The sequence below is a fragment of the Actinomadura sp. BRA 177 genome, from assembly GCF_013372625.1.
In the GTDB taxonomy this organism is placed as follows: domain Bacteria; phylum Actinomycetota; class Actinomycetes; order Streptosporangiales; family Streptosporangiaceae; genus Spirillospora.
Map to the genome: position 1 here is coordinate 1 of NZ_JABXFD010000594.1, position 14,824 is coordinate 14,824.

Below are 14,824 nucleotides of genomic sequence, written 5' to 3' on the forward strand. Positions count from 1 at the left end.
GGATGTGAATAAGAGACAGGCCGTGGGCGGGCGAGCCGCACCGCCGGCTGCGCTGGCTGCTGGCCGCGCTCGCCGCCGGATACGTCCCGCTCGTCCTCGCGCCGTCGCTGCCCGTCATGTCGGTGCTGGCGTTCGTGTCCGGCGTGTCCCTCGCCCCGGTGCTGGCGTGCAGCTTCTCGCTCGTCGACCGGCTCGCGCCCGAGGGGACCGTCACCGAGGCGTTCGCGTGGGTCGTCGCCGCGGTCGGCGCGGGCGGGTCGCTCGGCTCGTTCGCCGCGGGCATCGGGCAGGACGCGGCCGGCGTCCCGGGCGCGTTCGCCGGTGCGGGTGTGGGCGGCGTCCTCGCCCTGGCCCTCTGCCTGCTAGGCGGCCGGACGCTCCGTCCCGTCCCCGCCGTGGCCTAGACCCAGGACTGGAACCAGATCCGGTCGTGCCACTCGTTGTACGGGATCGTCTGCGCCGACAGGATCGGGTAGAAGTACGCGAAGTTCGCCAGCACCACCAGCAGGAACGCGCCCGCGGCGGCGGCGCCGACCAGCCTGCGCAGGCCCGCCCCCTGCTGGACCGCTGCCGGCGGCGCGTGCGCCCCGCCGTCCCCGCCGTCCCGGTAGGACTCGCCGGGCAGCGCGTAGCCCTCGTCGAGGCTCTTCTCGCCAGGTCCCGCCGCGTGCGCGCCCGCCATCCCGGCGGGCGCCGGACCTATCAGGTACCCGAGGACGAGCACGACCGCCAGCACCATGAACGGGATCAGCGGCGTCGCGTAGAACAGGAACATCGTCCGGTCCTCGAACGCCGACGGGAACCAGGTCAGCCAGCCCGCCAGGAAGCCCAGCAGGATCGCGCCGGCCCGCCAGTCCCGCAGGATCAGCCAGAGGAACACGACGACGATCAGCGCGACGAGCGCGCCCCACCACAGCGCGGGCGTGCCGATCCCGAGGATCTCCCGCGAGCAGCGCGACGCGCCGCCGCAGCCGCTCTTCGGCTCGGTGTAGAAGAACGCGACCGGACGGCGCAGGATCGGCCAGTCCCACGGCCACGACTGGTACGGGTGCTTCGCGTGCAGCCCGGTGTGGAAGCCGAGCATCTGCGCGTGGTACTCCCACAGGTTCGGCATGGCCTCGAACGGCCGCCACAGCAGATGGTCGGACACGTTGCCGCGTCCCCACCCGCCCGGCTTGAAGATCCAGCCCCACCACGTCGCCAGGTAGGTCACCAGGCCCACCACGACGAGCTGCACGAACGCCGGCACGGCCTCCAGCAGCATCGTCCCGGCGAACGGGGCCCGCACCCCGGCCGCGCGGCGGGCGCCGTAGTCCCACAGGACGACCATCAGCCCGAACGCGGCGACGTAGAAGATGCCCGTCCACTTGGTGGCGCAGGCCAGGCCGAGGCAGATCCCGGCCGCCCACCGCCAGCCGTGCGCGAGGAACGGCCCGTACACCGAGGTGGCGCCGCGCTCGATCTTCTCGGCGAGGACGCGGCGGGACCGCTCCCGGTCGTTCACCAGGCACGCGAACCCGGCGAGGATCCAGAACATCACGAAGACGTCCAGCAGCGCGGCCCGGCTGGTCACGAACGCCAGCCCATCCAGCGCGAGCAGCAGCCCGGCGGCGCAGCCGAGCAGCGTCGACCCGGTCATCCGGCGGGCGACCCGGCACAGGATCAGCACCGACAGCGTCCCGACGAGCGCGGGCACGAACCGCCACCCGAACGGCGTCGCGCCGAACATCCACTCGCCGATCGCGATCATCCACTTGCCGAACGGCGGATGCGCGACGAACGCGGGCCCGTTGCCCCAGATGTGCGCGTCCGGGTCGGCGATGAGCAGCTTGTCGGCGTTCTCGACGGTGTTGTGCTCCCAGCCGAACTTCAGCAGGGCGAGCGCGTCCTTGGCGTAGTACGTCTCGTCGAAGACGACCGCCTTCGGCGACCCCAGCCGGTCGAACCGCAGGTATCCGGCGAGCGCGGTGACCAGCAGCGGGCCCAGCCAGGACAGCAGCACGCTGCCCCGGACCGCGGGCGCCAGCCACTCCCGCAGCGGGGCCGGCCGCCGCGGTGCCGCACCCGCCGCGGCGGGAACAAGATCCGTCGTCGCCATTACGCCATCGTACGGGCGCTGCTCGCCCAGGGGGGCGCCCCCCCTGGAACCCCCGTCACGACGCAGGGCATGCCCGCTGCGCTCGCAGAGCTCGCTCCGCGTGCCTGCCCGTGCTCCGGTGGCTCGGGTCTGGTCCAATAGGGCGGGTGACGACGGGGACTCTGGTGCTGGCGGCGGCGCCCATCGGGCGGGTTGAGGACGCGTCGGTGCGGTTGCGGGAGGCGTTGCTGGACGCCCCGGTGATCGCGGCCGAGGACACGCGGCGCCTGCGGCGGCTGGCCGGCGAGCTCGGCGTGGAGCTGACCGCGCGCATCGTGTCCTACAACGACGTGAACGAGCGGACGCGGGCCGCGGGGCTGGTGGAGGAGTTGCTGGCCGGACGGGACGTGCTGGTCATCACCGACGCGGGCATGCCGGGCGTCTCCGATCCCGGGTACCGGCTCGTGCGCGCGGCCGTCGCCGAGGGGGTGCCGGTGTCGGTGGTGCCGGGGCCGTCCGCCGTCACGGCCGCGCTGGCGGTGTCGGGGCTGCCCACCGACCGGTTCTGCTTCGAGGGCTTCGCGCCGCGCAAGGCGGGGGAGCGGGCCCGCCGGTTCGGGGTGCTGGCGGACGAGCCCCGCACGATGGTGTTCTTCGAGTCGCCGCGCCGGCTGGCCGCGACCCTCGCGGCGATGGCGGACGCGTTCGGCGCCGGCCGTCCGGCCGCGGTCTGCCGCGAGCTGACCAAGACCTACGAGGAGATCCGGCGCGGGACGCTCGGCGAGCTGGCCGCGTGGGCGGACGGCGGCGTGCTCGGCGAGATCACGCTGGTGGTCGGGGGCGCGCCGGAGCCGGCCGGGCTGAGCGATCCGGCCGACCTGGCCGCGGCCGTCGCCGTCCGCGAGGAGGCGGGCACGCCGCGCAAGCAGGCCATCGCCGACGTGGCCAGGGAGAACGGCGCGCCGAAACGCGTGGTTTACGACGCCGTTGTCAAGGCCAGGAAATAGTCACCGGCATGGGACCGGTCCAACCAGTTCTTTTTGGGAATAAATCCGATCGGTGGCGGCCGGCGGGGGCACTATGGGCTCGGCGGGGCCACCATGGAACTGGGTGAACCGGACGCGCGCGAGGGGGTGACCGCCATGCAGGAAGCATGGTCGAGCCAAGAGGTATGGGTCTTCGAGTGCCTGAGCTGCGCGACGACCTGGAACGAGGAGTTCGAGGTCCGGCACGCCGGTGACGGGCACGGCAGCGAGGTCGTCGTCTACGAGCGCGGCGGCCAGCCCTTCATGACGCCGTGGATGGACCGGTGCTGCCCGAAGTGCCAGAGCCAGAACGTGAAGGCGCTCTCGGCGATGCGCGGCAAGGAGGGCGAGGTCCCCAAGGCCCGCAGCGGCAGCGATGTGGCGATGGTCTTCCACCTCCGCCGCATGCACGCCTGGTGAAGCGGACGGGGTAAGGGCTCAGTTCGCGGCGACCTCGGGGACCTTGGTCTCGATCTCCGGCGCGTCCGGTGCGGGGGCGTCCTCCGCGCCGGACCCGCGCCGGAGCCGGCGGCCCCACCCGGCGACCGTCGCGCGGACCCCGGGCGTGAACGCCATCCCGGCGGCGAGCGCCGCCAGCGGGACGGCGGGCAGCACGTACCGGTAGTCGAACTCGGCGGTCGCGGCCGGCGCGAGCAGCAGCCCGGTCGCGAGCGTCCACGGCAGCAGCGCCGCGCCGCCGAACCGGCGCCACAGCGGGACCAGCCCCGCCAGGCCGAGCAGGAGGACGCCGCCGAGCATCGTCCCGCGCAGGTAGAACACGTCCTGGTAGCCGCGGGCGACGCCGGCGAACGGCTCCACCACCTGCGTCTGCGCGTTGCCGCGCTCGTACGCCTTGGCCTCCTGGGACGCGACCCCGCCGCCCGGCATGTGCCAGTCGGGCAGCTTCCGGCTCTTCTTCTCGAACTCGTACTGCGAGTAGGTGGCCGGGTCGGGGAAGACCGTCCGCTCCCAGCGGAAGACGCGGAAGAAGTCGTGCGCGACGACCTGCAGGTAGTCGCCGGGCTGCGCGGTGATCGCGCGCTTGGCGAAGTCGTTGCCGAGCGCGTTGTTCTCCGGGCTGAACCGGGTGCCGGTGTAGCGGTTGAGCGGCGACTGGGCGTTCCAGATGCCGTCCTGGGAGTTGGGCAGCCGGTTCGCCGGCTCGGTGCACAGCGGGTACTCGCGGACGGGCAGGTCCTTCATCTGGTGGCAGTCGGCGAACTTGTAGACCCGCGCGTACAGGAAGATCCCGTTGCTCTCGGTGATCGCGAACTTGTCGCTGTCGGCCTTGTACCAGCCCATGTACGCCAGTACCGGCAGCATGCACGCGGCGAGCGTGACCGCGATCGGCTTCCAGCCGCTGCGCCGGATCAGCATGAACACCAGGACGCCGAGCAGCACCGGCATGCCGACCGAGCGGGTCAGCCACGCCATCCCGACGATCAGCCCGACCGCCGCGGCGATCTTCCAGGACGGCCGGTCGTGCCACAGCAGCAGCGTGACCGCGCTCATCACCAGGAAGGTGAACAGCGTGTCCGACAGCACCAGGTGCTCCAGCTGGAGCTGGTAGGCGTCCAGCAGGACCGGCGCGGCGGCGAGCGCCGCGCCCCAGCCGGGCAGCCCGAACTTCCGCCGCAGCAGCGCGTAGATCATCACGCCCATGCCCAGCCCCATCAGGTGCTGCAGGGCCGCGACCAGCGCGAAGCTGTGGAATGGCTTGAGGATGTAGAGCAGGAACGCGTAGCCGTCGGGACGCAGGGGATGCGGATACGGGTCGGTCGCGACGTGCAGATAGTCGAAGCTGTCGTTGAAGAACATCACCGGCTGGTAGCCGAGCATCGCTATCAGCCGGAGCAGTGCCGCTGTGGCAATGATCACACTGAACGCCGGATGCCGGCGCGCCAGCGTCCACAGTCCGCGCGCACGGCGCTTACCGTCCCAAACCGCCGCATCTTCGGCGGTTCTCCTTATCGAGAGCGTGCCGCCGCCCTTTCGCGCCGCGGACAGCAGGCGCTTCTTCAGGCCGTGCTCAGTGGCGGATTCCGGACCGTCCGCAATGGCTTTGCCGGAATGTGCCGCGCCGCTCCCCCCGCCGGGCGTGTCGGTGTCCAGCGCGGTGCCCTGCGGCGATTCCCCCGCCACTGCCGCACCTCCCCTTCGGTGTCCCGCCCCCGGTCCGGTGGCTCTGGTCTGCCCGGCGGCACTGCCTTCTCCGGCGCGCGTCACAGCCGACACACCCCTTCCGGGCCGCCGTGCCCGTATGCTTGACGTCCTAGCCTGCCGCCCGCGACCGTTCCGGAGTGGGTTTTTCGGTTGCAAGTGGGCAACACGATACGGGTGCTCTTGACGAGAGCGGCCATCATGACCCGTCCTCGGCAGGCATCATGAACGAACGACGGGCCGCCCCGCGGAACAACTGAGATTAGTGGAAAACACCGCAGACGGTCACCAGGGGTAACGAAGGAGATCGCGTGGAACTCTCCGTAGTGATGCCATGTCTGAACGAGGCCGAAACGGTCGAGACCTGCGTCCGCAAGACGATCGGCTTCTTTGCGGACAACGGCATCGACGGTGAGGTGGTCATCGCCGACAACGGCAGCACCGACGGCAGCCAGCAGCTCGCCCGCGACGCCGGGGCGCGCGTCGTGCCGGTGATCGACAAGGGCTACGGCAACGCCCTGATGGGCGGGATCCGGGCCGCGCGCGGCAGATACGTCGCGATGGGCGACGCCGACGACTCCTACGACTTCACCACCCTCGGCCCGTTCCTGGACGAGTTGCGCGGCGGCGCCGACCTCGTCATGGGCAACCGGTTCAAGGGCGGCATCGCCGACGGCGCCATGCCGCCGCTGCACCGCTACCTCGGCAACCCGGTGCTCAGCTTCGTCGGCCGGCTGTTCTTCGGCAGCAAGATCGGCGACTTCCACTGCGGGCTGCGCGCGTTCAACAAGGACGCCATCATGCGGCTCGGCCTGCAGACCGGCGGCATGGAGTTCGCCAGCGAGATGGTCGTCAAGGCGACCCTGCAGGGGTACGACATCCGCGAGGTGCCGACCACGCTGTCCCCGGACGGGCGGACCCGCGCCCCGCATCTCAACACCTGGCGTGACGGATGGCGTCATCTTCGCTTCCTCATGCTCTACAGCCCTCGCTGGCTGTTCCTTATCCCCGGATTGGTCTTCATGACTCTCGGCCTGCTCGCCGGGATCGCGCTGTCGACCGGTCCGGTGACGGTCGGGGAGATCGCCTTCGACGTCGACACGTTGGTCGGTGCGGGCGCCGCGCTGGTGATCGGCTTCCAGGCGGTGCTGTTCGCGCTGCTCACGAAGGTCTACGCGATGCAGGAGGGATTCCTCCCGCACGACCGCCGGGTACAGAAGATCATCGACTGGTGGAGCCTGGAGCGCGGCCTGCTGATCGGCGGCCTGCTCGCCCTCGCCGGCCTCGGCGGCCTCGTCGCGTCGCTGCTGCACTGGCGGGTCAACAACTTCGGCGAGCTGGACCCGCGGCACTCGCTGCGCATGGTCGTGCCCGCCGCCACCGCGCTCGTGATGAGCTTCCAGGCCATCTTCGCCTCGCTGTTCGTCAGCATCCTCGGCATCCGCCGCCGCCAGCACCCGCCGCTCACCGACCCGGCCGAGGAGGCCGCGGGCGTCGTGGACGCCGCCGCGCACAAGGCCCGGCGCGCCGCCGAGCAGGCGGACAAGAGCGAAGAGAAGGTCACCGCGGGCAAGGCTGACGCACCGGACGCCAAGGGCGAGGACGGCGCGTCCGAGCGCTGACGCCCGACTCCCATACCGAGAAGTTGCTGAGCGTTTCCGGGCCGGGAACCGGCGTCCCGCCCGCACTGTGACAGGCTTGACCGGCGATGGATCTTCGTTCACCGACAGCCGGCGCCCGGCGCGCCGGCGGCGCCGAGAGCGTCCCGTCCCCGGCGGGCCGCCGCCGCTGGGCGTGGCTGTTCGTGCTCGGCTGGGCGGCGCAGGTCGCGGTGCGGCTGTGGCTCGGCTCGGGGCAGACGATCCCGGTGGCGACGCCGGACGAGTCGGGCTACCTGTTCGCCGCCCGCGTCCTCACCGGCGGTCCCGACGCGGACATGTCGTTCGGGACGGTCTACCGGGGCGGCTACCCGCTGCTGCTGCTCCCCGCGGTGTGGCTCGGCGACGGCCCCGTCGCCGTCTACCGGATCGCGCTCGTCATCAACGCCCTGATCAGCGCGTCGATGCTGCCGCTCGGCTACCTGCTGCTGCGCCGGCTGCGGGTGCGGCCCCGCTGGTCCTACGTGTTCGCGCACGTGACCGCGCTGCTGCCCTGCGTCCTGTTCTACTCCGAGTTCGTGCTGACGGACGCGATCCTGCCGGTCCTGTTCACCGGCTGGCTGCTGCTCACCCACGCGTGGCTGAGCGCGCCGCCGAGGCAGATCGGGCGGGGCGTCTCCCGCCGTCCGGTGCTGTACGGGGCGGGCGCGTCGCTGGTCGTCGCCTACGCCGCCACGTGCCACACGCGCGGCGCGATCCTGCTGGCCGTGCACGCGGTGCTGATCGCGGCGGCGCCCGTGTTCCGGTGGCGGTCGTGGCGGAACGCGTCCGCGGCCGGGCTCGTCCTCGCCGCCGCGACGGCCGCGGGGACGCTGCTGAACCGGTCGCTGCTGCCGCACATGTACCCGTCCGGCGACAACGACCTCGGCGGCAACGTCGTCCGGCGGCTCACCACCCACGACGGGTGGGGCTGGATGCTGTCGCTCGGCACCGGGCAGGTCTGGTACCAGGCCGTCGCGACCGGCGGCATCGCGGCGGTGGGCCTGCTCGCGGTGGCGTTCGCCGCGATCCGGCCGCCGATCATGCTGCCGGGCTCGCCCGGCCGGACACGGGCGCTGGCCCTGTCCGTCCTCGCGATCGTGGCGGGCATCGCGTTCGCGACGTCGGCGGCGCTGCCGGTCGAGTACCGCATCGGCAACTACGTCTACGGCCGCTACCTCGCCTGCATCACCCCGGTGCTGTTCGCGGCGGGCGTCGCCGTGCTGCTGCGCGCCCCGGCCCGGACGCTGCTGCGGGCGGCGACGGCGGCGGTGGCGATGACGGTCGTCGCGGCGTGCGTCGTCCAGTGGTACGCCGGTGACCTGCTCAGCCAGTACACCTACACGTCCTACGACTTCCCGGAGACGTCGCTGCTGACCTGGGACTGGACGTCCTTCCGGCTGTGGCACGCCACCGTGACCGGCCTCGTCCTGCTGGGGCTGTCCGTGGCGGTCGCGCGGCTGCGTCGGCACGGCCCGCTGCTGCTCGCCGGGCTCCTCGCCGTCGTCGCGGTCGCCATGTGCGCCACCGCGATCGACCGCATCGCGCAGCCGCTGGTGCGCGCCGAGACCGCGCACACCGACCTGCGCGACCGTGTCGATCTGCGCGCGCAGCGGTCCATCGCCGTCGACTGGAACGTCCCGTGGACGATCCGGCTGTCGCAGTTCTACTGGGCGTGGTGGAGCGAGGGCAGCGTCTTCGACGCCCGCTGGACCCCGCCGCCGCAGGACGTCGACATGGTGGTGCTGGCGTGGCCGAAGGACGTCCCGGCGACCGCGTCCTGGCCGAAGGGCGCCCCGCCGGGCTGGCACGTCGCCGACAGCCGCCGCACCATCAAGGGCGACTGGGTCGCCTGGACCCGTTGATCCGCGCTAGTCCTCGGGCGGCAGCGGCGGCGGGTTCCACAGTTGCAGGACGCCGTCGGACGAGCGCCACATGAGCGTCCAGCCCTCGGCGGGGGACGGCCGCCAGCCGCCCGCGATCTGCGACTCCATCCCGCGCCACCGCGTGTAGAGCATCGGGCCCTTCATCGCGTCGCGCGGGACCTGCGGCATGTAGTGCGGCCAGTCGCGGATCTCGCCGCGCCAGATCGGGTCGCCCCACATGTCGCGCGTGTAGAAGGTGAGGGTCTGTGCGAGCCGCCGGTCCGCGCAGATCAGCGTGATGTCGCGGTGATCGGCGAGGTAGCCGCGGAACTCGTTCCACGCCTTGTCGCGCGGCAGGTCGGGGACGGCGCGGACGGCCGCGACCGTGTACGTCCCGCCCAGCACCACCGCGAGGATCGGCACGGCGACGGTCTTCAGCCGCCACCGCGACACCCACTGCGCGGGCAGCATCCGGAACATCAGGATCAGTGACCCGAACCCGCCGGCGAGCAGTGCGGGCATCACCGCGAACCAGTACCGCTGGAGCCACGCCCGCAGCTTGATGTCGTTCGGGTCGAGCACACCGGCGAAGAGCGTCAGCGGCACGGCGAGCGTGAAGAACCACACCAGCACCAGCCCGAGGCGCCGGTCGCGGGTGACGGCCCAGCCGATGATCGTGAGGGCGAGCGCGGCGGTGAAGACGAGGCCGAGCGGGTTCCAGTCGTGCATCGCGCGCAGGAACGAGCGGGCGGCGAGCATGCGGGTCACGTAGTCGCGGGACTGGCCGCCGTGCTCGGCCGCCGACACGAGCCCGGCGAGCGGGCTGCCCCACACGATCTGGTTGTGCACGAAGTTGAAGACGAGGATCGCGAGCATCGGCGCGCCGACCGTGACGTTGCGCCGCCACGGGATCCGCAGCAGCGCCAGGTAGGCCGGGATCGCGAGGAACAGGAACGCCAGGAACTCCCGGACGAGGAACGACGCGCCGAGGAACACCCCGGCGGCGAGCAGCATGCGGGTCTGCGCCCGCCCGGTCCTGCGGCTCGCGACGACGAGGCCCGCCATCCCGATCGCGAACAGCCCGGCGCCCGGCATGTCCGGCAGCATCACCCCGGTCGACCAGGTGATCTCGTGGCCGAACGGGTTCGTCATCGTGAAGAACGGGTGGACCAGCAGGATCGCCGCGGACGCGACGCCCGTCACGTCCCCGAACAGGGACCGGACGACCAGGTACGTCCCGGTGAAGAACGCGATGCCGCCGAGCGCCGCGACGACGAAGTAGGCGGCCTGGCCGGGCCCGAGGACGTCCTGGACGAGCCGCGCCGGCAGCACGAGCCCGATCCGGGTGACCTGGTGCGGGACCTCGTCGAACGGCCACTGGGCGAGCGGGATGTCGGGCCAGTCGCGGGCGGCGAGCCACACGTAGTACGGGTCGAAGTACAGCGGCGGCGGCATGATCACCCACTGGGCGAGCACCGCGGACGCCGCGACCAGCAGGGACAGCCACACCACCCGGCGTGTCCGGCGCACCCGGCCGAGGGCCCGCGCGGGCAGGCCCCGCGCCGCGTCCGGCCCGGCCGGAGCCTGGCCGACGGCCTCGTCGGACGTGGTCTGGGCCATGCCTGGGCTCCCCCGCCTGCGCTGATCAACCTGCCCCGGAACCCGGACCAGGTTACTCGCGTGCCGCGGCCGCCGTGACGCGACTACCCTTGAATCCATGTCCTCGTCAAGCCGTCACATCTTGACCGCGCCCGCCTGGCCGTACGCCAACGGGCCCCGTCACATCGGGCACGTCTCCGGTTTCGCGCTGCCCGCCGACATGTTCAGCCGCTACCAGCGGATGGCGGGCAACAAGGTCCTGATGGTCAGCGGCACCGACGAGCACGGCACCCCGATCCAGGTGCAGGCCGACAAGGAGGGCGTGACCGCCCGCGAGCTGGCCGACCGCTACAGCTCCGTGATCGCCGAGGACCTGCACGGCCTCGGCATGACCTACGACCTGTTCACCCGGACGACGACGCTGAACCACTACGCGGTCGTCCAGGAGGTCTTCAAGGGCCTGTACGACAACGGCTACATCTTCCCGACCAAGACGATGGGCGCGATCTCGCCGTCCACCGGCCGCACCCTCCCGGACCGCTACATCCTGGGCACCTGCCCGATCTGCGGGTACGACGGGGCGCGCGGCGACCAGTGCGACAACTGCGGCAACCAGCTCGACCCGATCGACCTGATCAACCCGGCGTCGCGGATCAACGGCGAGAAGCCGAAGTTCGTGGAGACCGAGCACTTCATGCTCGACCTGCCCGCGTTCACCGAGGTCCTCGGCCGGTACTTGCGCGGCAAGCAGGGCCAATGGCGGCCCAACGTGCTGAAGTTCGCGCTGAACCTGCTGGACGACATGCAGCCCCGCGCGATCAGCCGCGACCTCGACTGGGGCGTGCCGATCCCGCTGGACGGCTGGCGCGACAACCCGGCGAAGAAGCTGTACGTGTGGTTCGACGCGGTCGTCGGCTACTTCTCCGCGTCGGTGGAGTGGGCGCGGCGGTCCGGTGACCCGGAGGCGTGGCGCGCCTGGTGGCAGGACCCGGAGGCCCTGTCGTACTACTTCATGGGCAAGGACAACATCGTCTTCCACGCCGAGATCTGGCCGGCGATGCTGCTCGGCTACAGCGGCCAGGGCGACAAGGGCGGCACGTCGGGCTCACTGGGCGCGCTGAACGTCCCGACCGAGGTCGTGTCGTCGGAGTTCCTGACGATGGAGGGCAAGAAGTTCTCGACGTCCCGCAACGTCGTCATCTACGTGAAGGACTTCCTGGAGCGCTACGACGTCGACGCGCTGCGCTACTACGTCGCGGTCGCCGGGCCCGAGAACCAGGACACCGACTTCACGTGGTCGGAGTTCGTCCGCCGCAACAACGACGAGCTCGTCGCCGCGTGGGGGAACCTCGTCAACCGGTCGGTGAACATGGCGGCGAAGAACTTCGGCGCGATCCCGGAGGCGGGCGACCTCACCGACGCCGACCGGGCGCTCATGGAGCGCAGCCGCAACGCGTTCGCGGCGGTCGGCGCCGAGCTGGGCCGGTCCCGGTTCAAGAACTCGATCACCGAGGCCCTCGACGTCGTCCGCGACGCCAACAGGTACCTGTCCGACCAGGCGCCCTGGAAGCTCAAGGACGACCCCGACCGCGTCAAGTCGATCCTGCACACCGCGCTCCAGGTCGTGGACGACGCCAAGACGCTGCTCACGCCGTTCCTGCCGAACTCGTCGCAGAAGGTCTACGAGATGCTCGGCGGCGAGGGCGTGTGGAGCGGCATGCCGCGGCTGGAGACGGTGTCGGAGGACGGCGGGCCCGACTACCGCGTCCTCACCGGCGACTACGCCACCGAGGCGCGCTGGGAGTCCGCGCCGATCAAGCCGGGCGTGCCGCTGACCAAGCCGACCCCGCTGTTCAAGAAGCTGGAGTCGTCCGTGGTGGACGAGGAGCTCGCCAGGCTGGAGAACACGTGACCCGAGACGCCGACGGGCAGGCCGCACGGTCCTACCCGCCGCTTCCCGAGCGCCTGCCCGTGGACGTCTTCGACAGCCACTGCCACCTCGACATCGTCGAGACGCCGGTCGACGAGCAGCTGAAGGCGGCGAAGGCGGCGGGCATCGCGCGGATCGTCACGATCGGCTGCGACCTGCCGTCCTCCCGCTTCGCGGTGGAGGCCGCCGGCGAGTTCGACGACGTGTACGCGGCGGTCGCGATCCACCCGAACGAGACGACGGGAATCTCCAACGCCGTTCTGGAGGACGTCGCCCGGCTCGCCGCGCACCCGAAGGTCCGCGCGATCGGCGAGACGGGCCTGGACTACTACCGCGACTGGGCGCCCAAGGACGACCAGCACCGCTCCTTCCGCGCGCACATAGCGATCGCCAAGCGCACCGGCAAGGCCCTGGTCATCCACGACCGCGAGGCCCACGACGACGTGCTCGCGATCCTGGCGGAGGAGGGCGCACCGGAGAAGGTCGTCTTCCACTGCTACTCCGGTGATGCCCGGATGGCCGAGATCTGCGCAGAGCACGGCTACCTGATGAGCTTCGCCGGGAACGTCACGTTCAAGAACGCCGAGCCGCTGCGCGACGCGCTGCGGGCCGCGCCGCTCGATCTGCTGCTCGTGGAGACCGACGCGCCGTTCCTCACCCCGATCCCGCACCGGGGCAAGCCGAACGCGTCCTACCTGATCCCGCACACCGTCCGCGCGATGGCCGAGGTCAAGGGCGTGGACGTGGCGGAACTGTGCACGGCGATCGCCGCGAACGGGGAGCGCGTCTTCGGCCCCTGGTGAGCGGGACGCGACGGGGCAAGCGGGGCCGGTGAGGCCGTTGAGGTGGCGAAGCACGCCCCGCTGCCTCTAATCTCTGGCCCATTGAGCGGGCGCCCCCGAGCCCTGCCCCCTGGAGGAGACCCCCCGTGCTTCCGAACACGATTCGTCGCGCACGCGTGCTCCCGGCCGCATCGGTCGTGCTGGCCGCGGCGATGCTCGCCACGGCGTGCGGCGGCGACGGCGCGGCGGCGCCGAAGAACACCGCGCCCGTCGCGGACGCGCCGAAGACCAGCGCGCCGCCGCCGCACAAGGTCGTCATCGTCGTCGACGGCAAGAAGGCCGAGACGATGACGACGGGCACCACCGTCCAGCAGGTCCTCGACCAGGCAAGGATCGCGCTGGGCCCGCACGACCTGATCAAGCCGGCCGTGGACCAGCCGTCCGGCGACGTCATCAAGATCATGCGGCTGCTGTCCGCGCCGAAGCTCAAGGTCGTCAAGACGCCCGCCAAGACGATCCGGAAGAACAGCTCGTCGGTGCCGCCGTGGAGCGAGAAGGTGCTGCGCGAGGGCAAGTCCGGCGTCAAGATCGTCAAGTGGGCGTACGTCAAGCGCAAGGGCAAGAAGGTGCCCAAGGTCATCGCGCAGAAGGTGAAGCGCAAGCCGGTCGCGCGGATCCTCGCGGTCGGCCCGAAGTCGGCCGGCACCGGCTCGGCGGCGCGGCTCAACTGGGCCGGGCTCGCCAAGTGCGAGTCGGGCGGCAACCCCAAGGCCGTGAACCCGGCCGGGTACTACGGGCTCTACCAGTTCTCCATGGCCACCTGGACGTCGGTCGGCGGCACGGGCAAGCCGTCCGACGCCAGCTCCGGCGAGCAGACCTACCGCGCGCAGAAGCTCTACAACAAGGTCAACGGCCGCTGGCAGGGCCAGTGGCCCGTCTGCGGCAAGCACCTGTTCTCCTGAGCCCGCGCCGAGCTGAAACAATCACCGGATGGGGAAGACACGGGGGCTGCTCGGGCCGGCGGACGTCCGGGAGCTGACGGCGCGGCTCGGCATCAGGCCGACGAAGACGCTCGGGCAGAACTTCGTCATCGACGCCAACACCGTCCGGCGGATCGTCCGGTCCGCCGCGCTGTCCCCGGACGACGTCGTCATCGAGGTGGGGCCGGGCCTGGGGTCGCTGACCCTCGCGCTGCTGCCGGAGGTGCGGCGCGTCGTCGCCGTCGAGATCGACCCCGCGCTCGCCGCCGAGCTGCCCGCCACGGCCGCCGCGCGCGAACCTGATCTCGCGGCACGGCTGGAGGTCGTGCACGCCGACGCGATGAAGATCACACACGTGCCGGGGCCGGACCCCACGGCGCTCGTCGCGAACCTCCCCTACAACGTCGCCGTCCCCGTCGTCCTGCACCTGCTGGCGACCCTGCCGTCGCTGCGGACCGCGCTGGTCATGGTGCAGGCCGAGGTCGCCGACCGGATGGTCGCGCGGCCCGGCGGGAAGATCTACGGCGTCCCGTCGGTGAAGCTCGCCTGGTACGGGGACGCGCGCCGCGCCGGGGCCGTCGGCCGCGCCGTGTTCTGGCCCGCGCCGAACGTCGACTCCGGGCTCGTCGCGTTCACCCGCCGCGACCCGCCACCCTCCGCCGCCTCCCGCGCGGGGGTGTTCGCGGTGGTCGCCGCCGCGCTCGCGCAGCGCCCGCGTCTCACACACATCCAACGCTCCCCACGAAGCGCAACGCGCTGCCACCGCCGT

12 protein-coding genes are annotated in these 14,824 nt (G+C 71.7%); 9 read left to right on the forward strand and 3 right to left on the reverse strand.

Going from position 1 to position 14,824, the window contains the following annotated elements; translation table 11 throughout:
* The first annotated feature begins 116 nt into the window (after positions 1-116).
* Positions 117-404: a hypothetical protein gene (locus tag HUX53_RS33590; protein WP_255205900.1), complete on the forward strand. Its 288-nt coding sequence runs from the start codon at positions 117-119 to the stop codon at positions 402-404.
* On the opposite strand, the gene HUX53_RS33595 is transcribed toward HUX53_RS33590, so the two are convergent.
* Positions 401-2,098, reverse strand: a complete 1,698-nt coding sequence (locus tag HUX53_RS33595; RefSeq protein ID WP_176407286.1) for a dolichyl-phosphate-mannose--protein mannosyltransferase — start codon at positions 2,096-2,098, stop codon at positions 401-403. The two genes, HUX53_RS33590 and HUX53_RS33595, sit on opposite strands and share 4 nt — an antisense overlap.
* A gap of 146 nt (positions 2,099-2,244) precedes the next feature.
* Here HUX53_RS33595 and rsmI point away from each other — a divergent pair, with 146 nt between their 5' ends.
* Complete coding sequence (rsmI, locus tag HUX53_RS33600) at positions 2,245-3,084, forward strand: 16S rRNA (cytidine(1402)-2'-O)-methyltransferase (RefSeq protein WP_309237552.1); 840 nt, start codon at positions 2,245-2,247, stop codon at positions 3,082-3,084.
* A gap of 93 nt (positions 3,085-3,177) precedes the next feature.
* On the forward strand, positions 3,178-3,522 hold the full coding sequence (locus HUX53_RS33605) for a hypothetical protein (RefSeq protein ID WP_176407287.1): 345 nt from the start codon (positions 3,178-3,180) through the stop codon (positions 3,520-3,522).
* Between the two features lie 18 nt (positions 3,523-3,540).
* On the opposite strand, the gene HUX53_RS33610 is transcribed toward HUX53_RS33605, so the two are convergent.
* A complete protein-coding gene (locus HUX53_RS33610; protein ID WP_309237553.1) occupies positions 3,541-5,244 on the reverse strand; it encodes a hypothetical protein in 1,704 nt (567 codons plus the stop codon).
* A gap of 329 nt (positions 5,245-5,573) precedes the next feature.
* On the opposite strand from HUX53_RS33610, the gene HUX53_RS33615 reads away from it, so the two are divergent.
* Both HUX53_RS33615 and HUX53_RS33620 read left to right on the forward strand, forming a co-directional pair.
* The gene (locus HUX53_RS33615) at positions 5,574-6,884 is read left to right on the forward strand and encodes a glycosyltransferase family 2 protein (RefSeq protein WP_309237554.1); all 1,311 of its coding nucleotides are present in this window, start codon (positions 5,574-5,576) and stop codon (positions 6,882-6,884) included.
* A gap of 86 nt (positions 6,885-6,970) precedes the next feature.
* Entirely contained in the window at positions 6,971-8,764 is a 1,794-nt protein-coding gene (locus HUX53_RS33620; protein ID WP_176407288.1) for a hypothetical protein, read from the forward strand.
* Between the two features lie 6 nt (positions 8,765-8,770).
* On the opposite strand, the gene HUX53_RS33625 is transcribed toward HUX53_RS33620, so the two are convergent.
* On the reverse strand, positions 8,771-10,384 hold the full coding sequence (locus HUX53_RS33625) for a glycosyltransferase family 39 protein (protein WP_176407289.1): 1,614 nt from the start codon (positions 10,382-10,384) through the stop codon (positions 8,771-8,773).
* Positions 10,385-10,481: 97 nt separating this feature from the next.
* Between HUX53_RS33625 and metG the strand changes: the two genes are divergently transcribed.
* The 4 genes from metG to rsmA all read left to right on the forward strand — a co-directional run.
* The gene (gene metG, locus HUX53_RS33630) at positions 10,482-12,275 is read left to right on the forward strand and encodes a methionine--tRNA ligase (RefSeq protein ID WP_176407290.1); all 1,794 of its coding nucleotides are present in this window, start codon (positions 10,482-10,484) and stop codon (positions 12,273-12,275) included.
* Positions 12,272-13,096, forward strand: coding sequence for a TatD family hydrolase (locus HUX53_RS33635; protein WP_176407291.1), 825 nt, complete (start codon positions 12,272-12,274; stop codon positions 13,094-13,096). The genes metG and HUX53_RS33635 overlap by 4 nt, the downstream gene beginning before the upstream one ends.
* Positions 13,097-13,221: 125 nt before the next feature.
* Complete coding sequence (locus tag HUX53_RS33640; RefSeq protein WP_309237555.1) at positions 13,222-14,037, forward strand: transglycosylase family protein; 816 nt, start codon at positions 13,222-13,224, stop codon at positions 14,035-14,037.
* A gap of 28 nt (positions 14,038-14,065) precedes the next feature.
* Positions 14,066-14,824: 16S rRNA (adenine(1518)-N(6)/adenine(1519)-N(6))-dimethyltransferase RsmA (gene rsmA, locus HUX53_RS33645; protein WP_176407292.1), on the forward strand; the 759-nt coding region annotated here is incomplete at its 3' end.

What these genes read in the sequence shown, in the direction of transcription:
- HUX53_RS33590 (WP_255205900.1), top strand. Translation starts at nt 117, where the DNA reads ATGTCGGTGCTGGCGTTCGTGTCCGGCGTGTCCCTCGCCCCGGTGCTG.
- HUX53_RS33595 (WP_176407286.1), bottom strand. Translation starts at nt 2,098, where the DNA reads ATGGCGACGACGGATCTTGTTCCCGCCGCGGCGGGTGCGGCACCGCGG.
- HUX53_RS33605 (WP_176407287.1), top strand. Translation starts at nt 3,178, where the DNA reads ATGGAACTGGGTGAACCGGACGCGCGCGAGGGGGTGACCGCCATGCAG.
- HUX53_RS33620 (WP_176407288.1), top strand. Translation starts at nt 6,971, where the DNA reads ATGGATCTTCGTTCACCGACAGCCGGCGCCCGGCGCGCCGGCGGCGCC.
- HUX53_RS33625 (WP_176407289.1), bottom strand. Translation starts at nt 10,384, where the DNA reads ATGGCCCAGACCACGTCCGACGAGGCCGTCGGCCAGGCTCCGGCCGGG.
- metG (WP_176407290.1), top strand. Translation starts at nt 10,482, where the DNA reads ATGTCCTCGTCAAGCCGTCACATCTTGACCGCGCCCGCCTGGCCGTAC.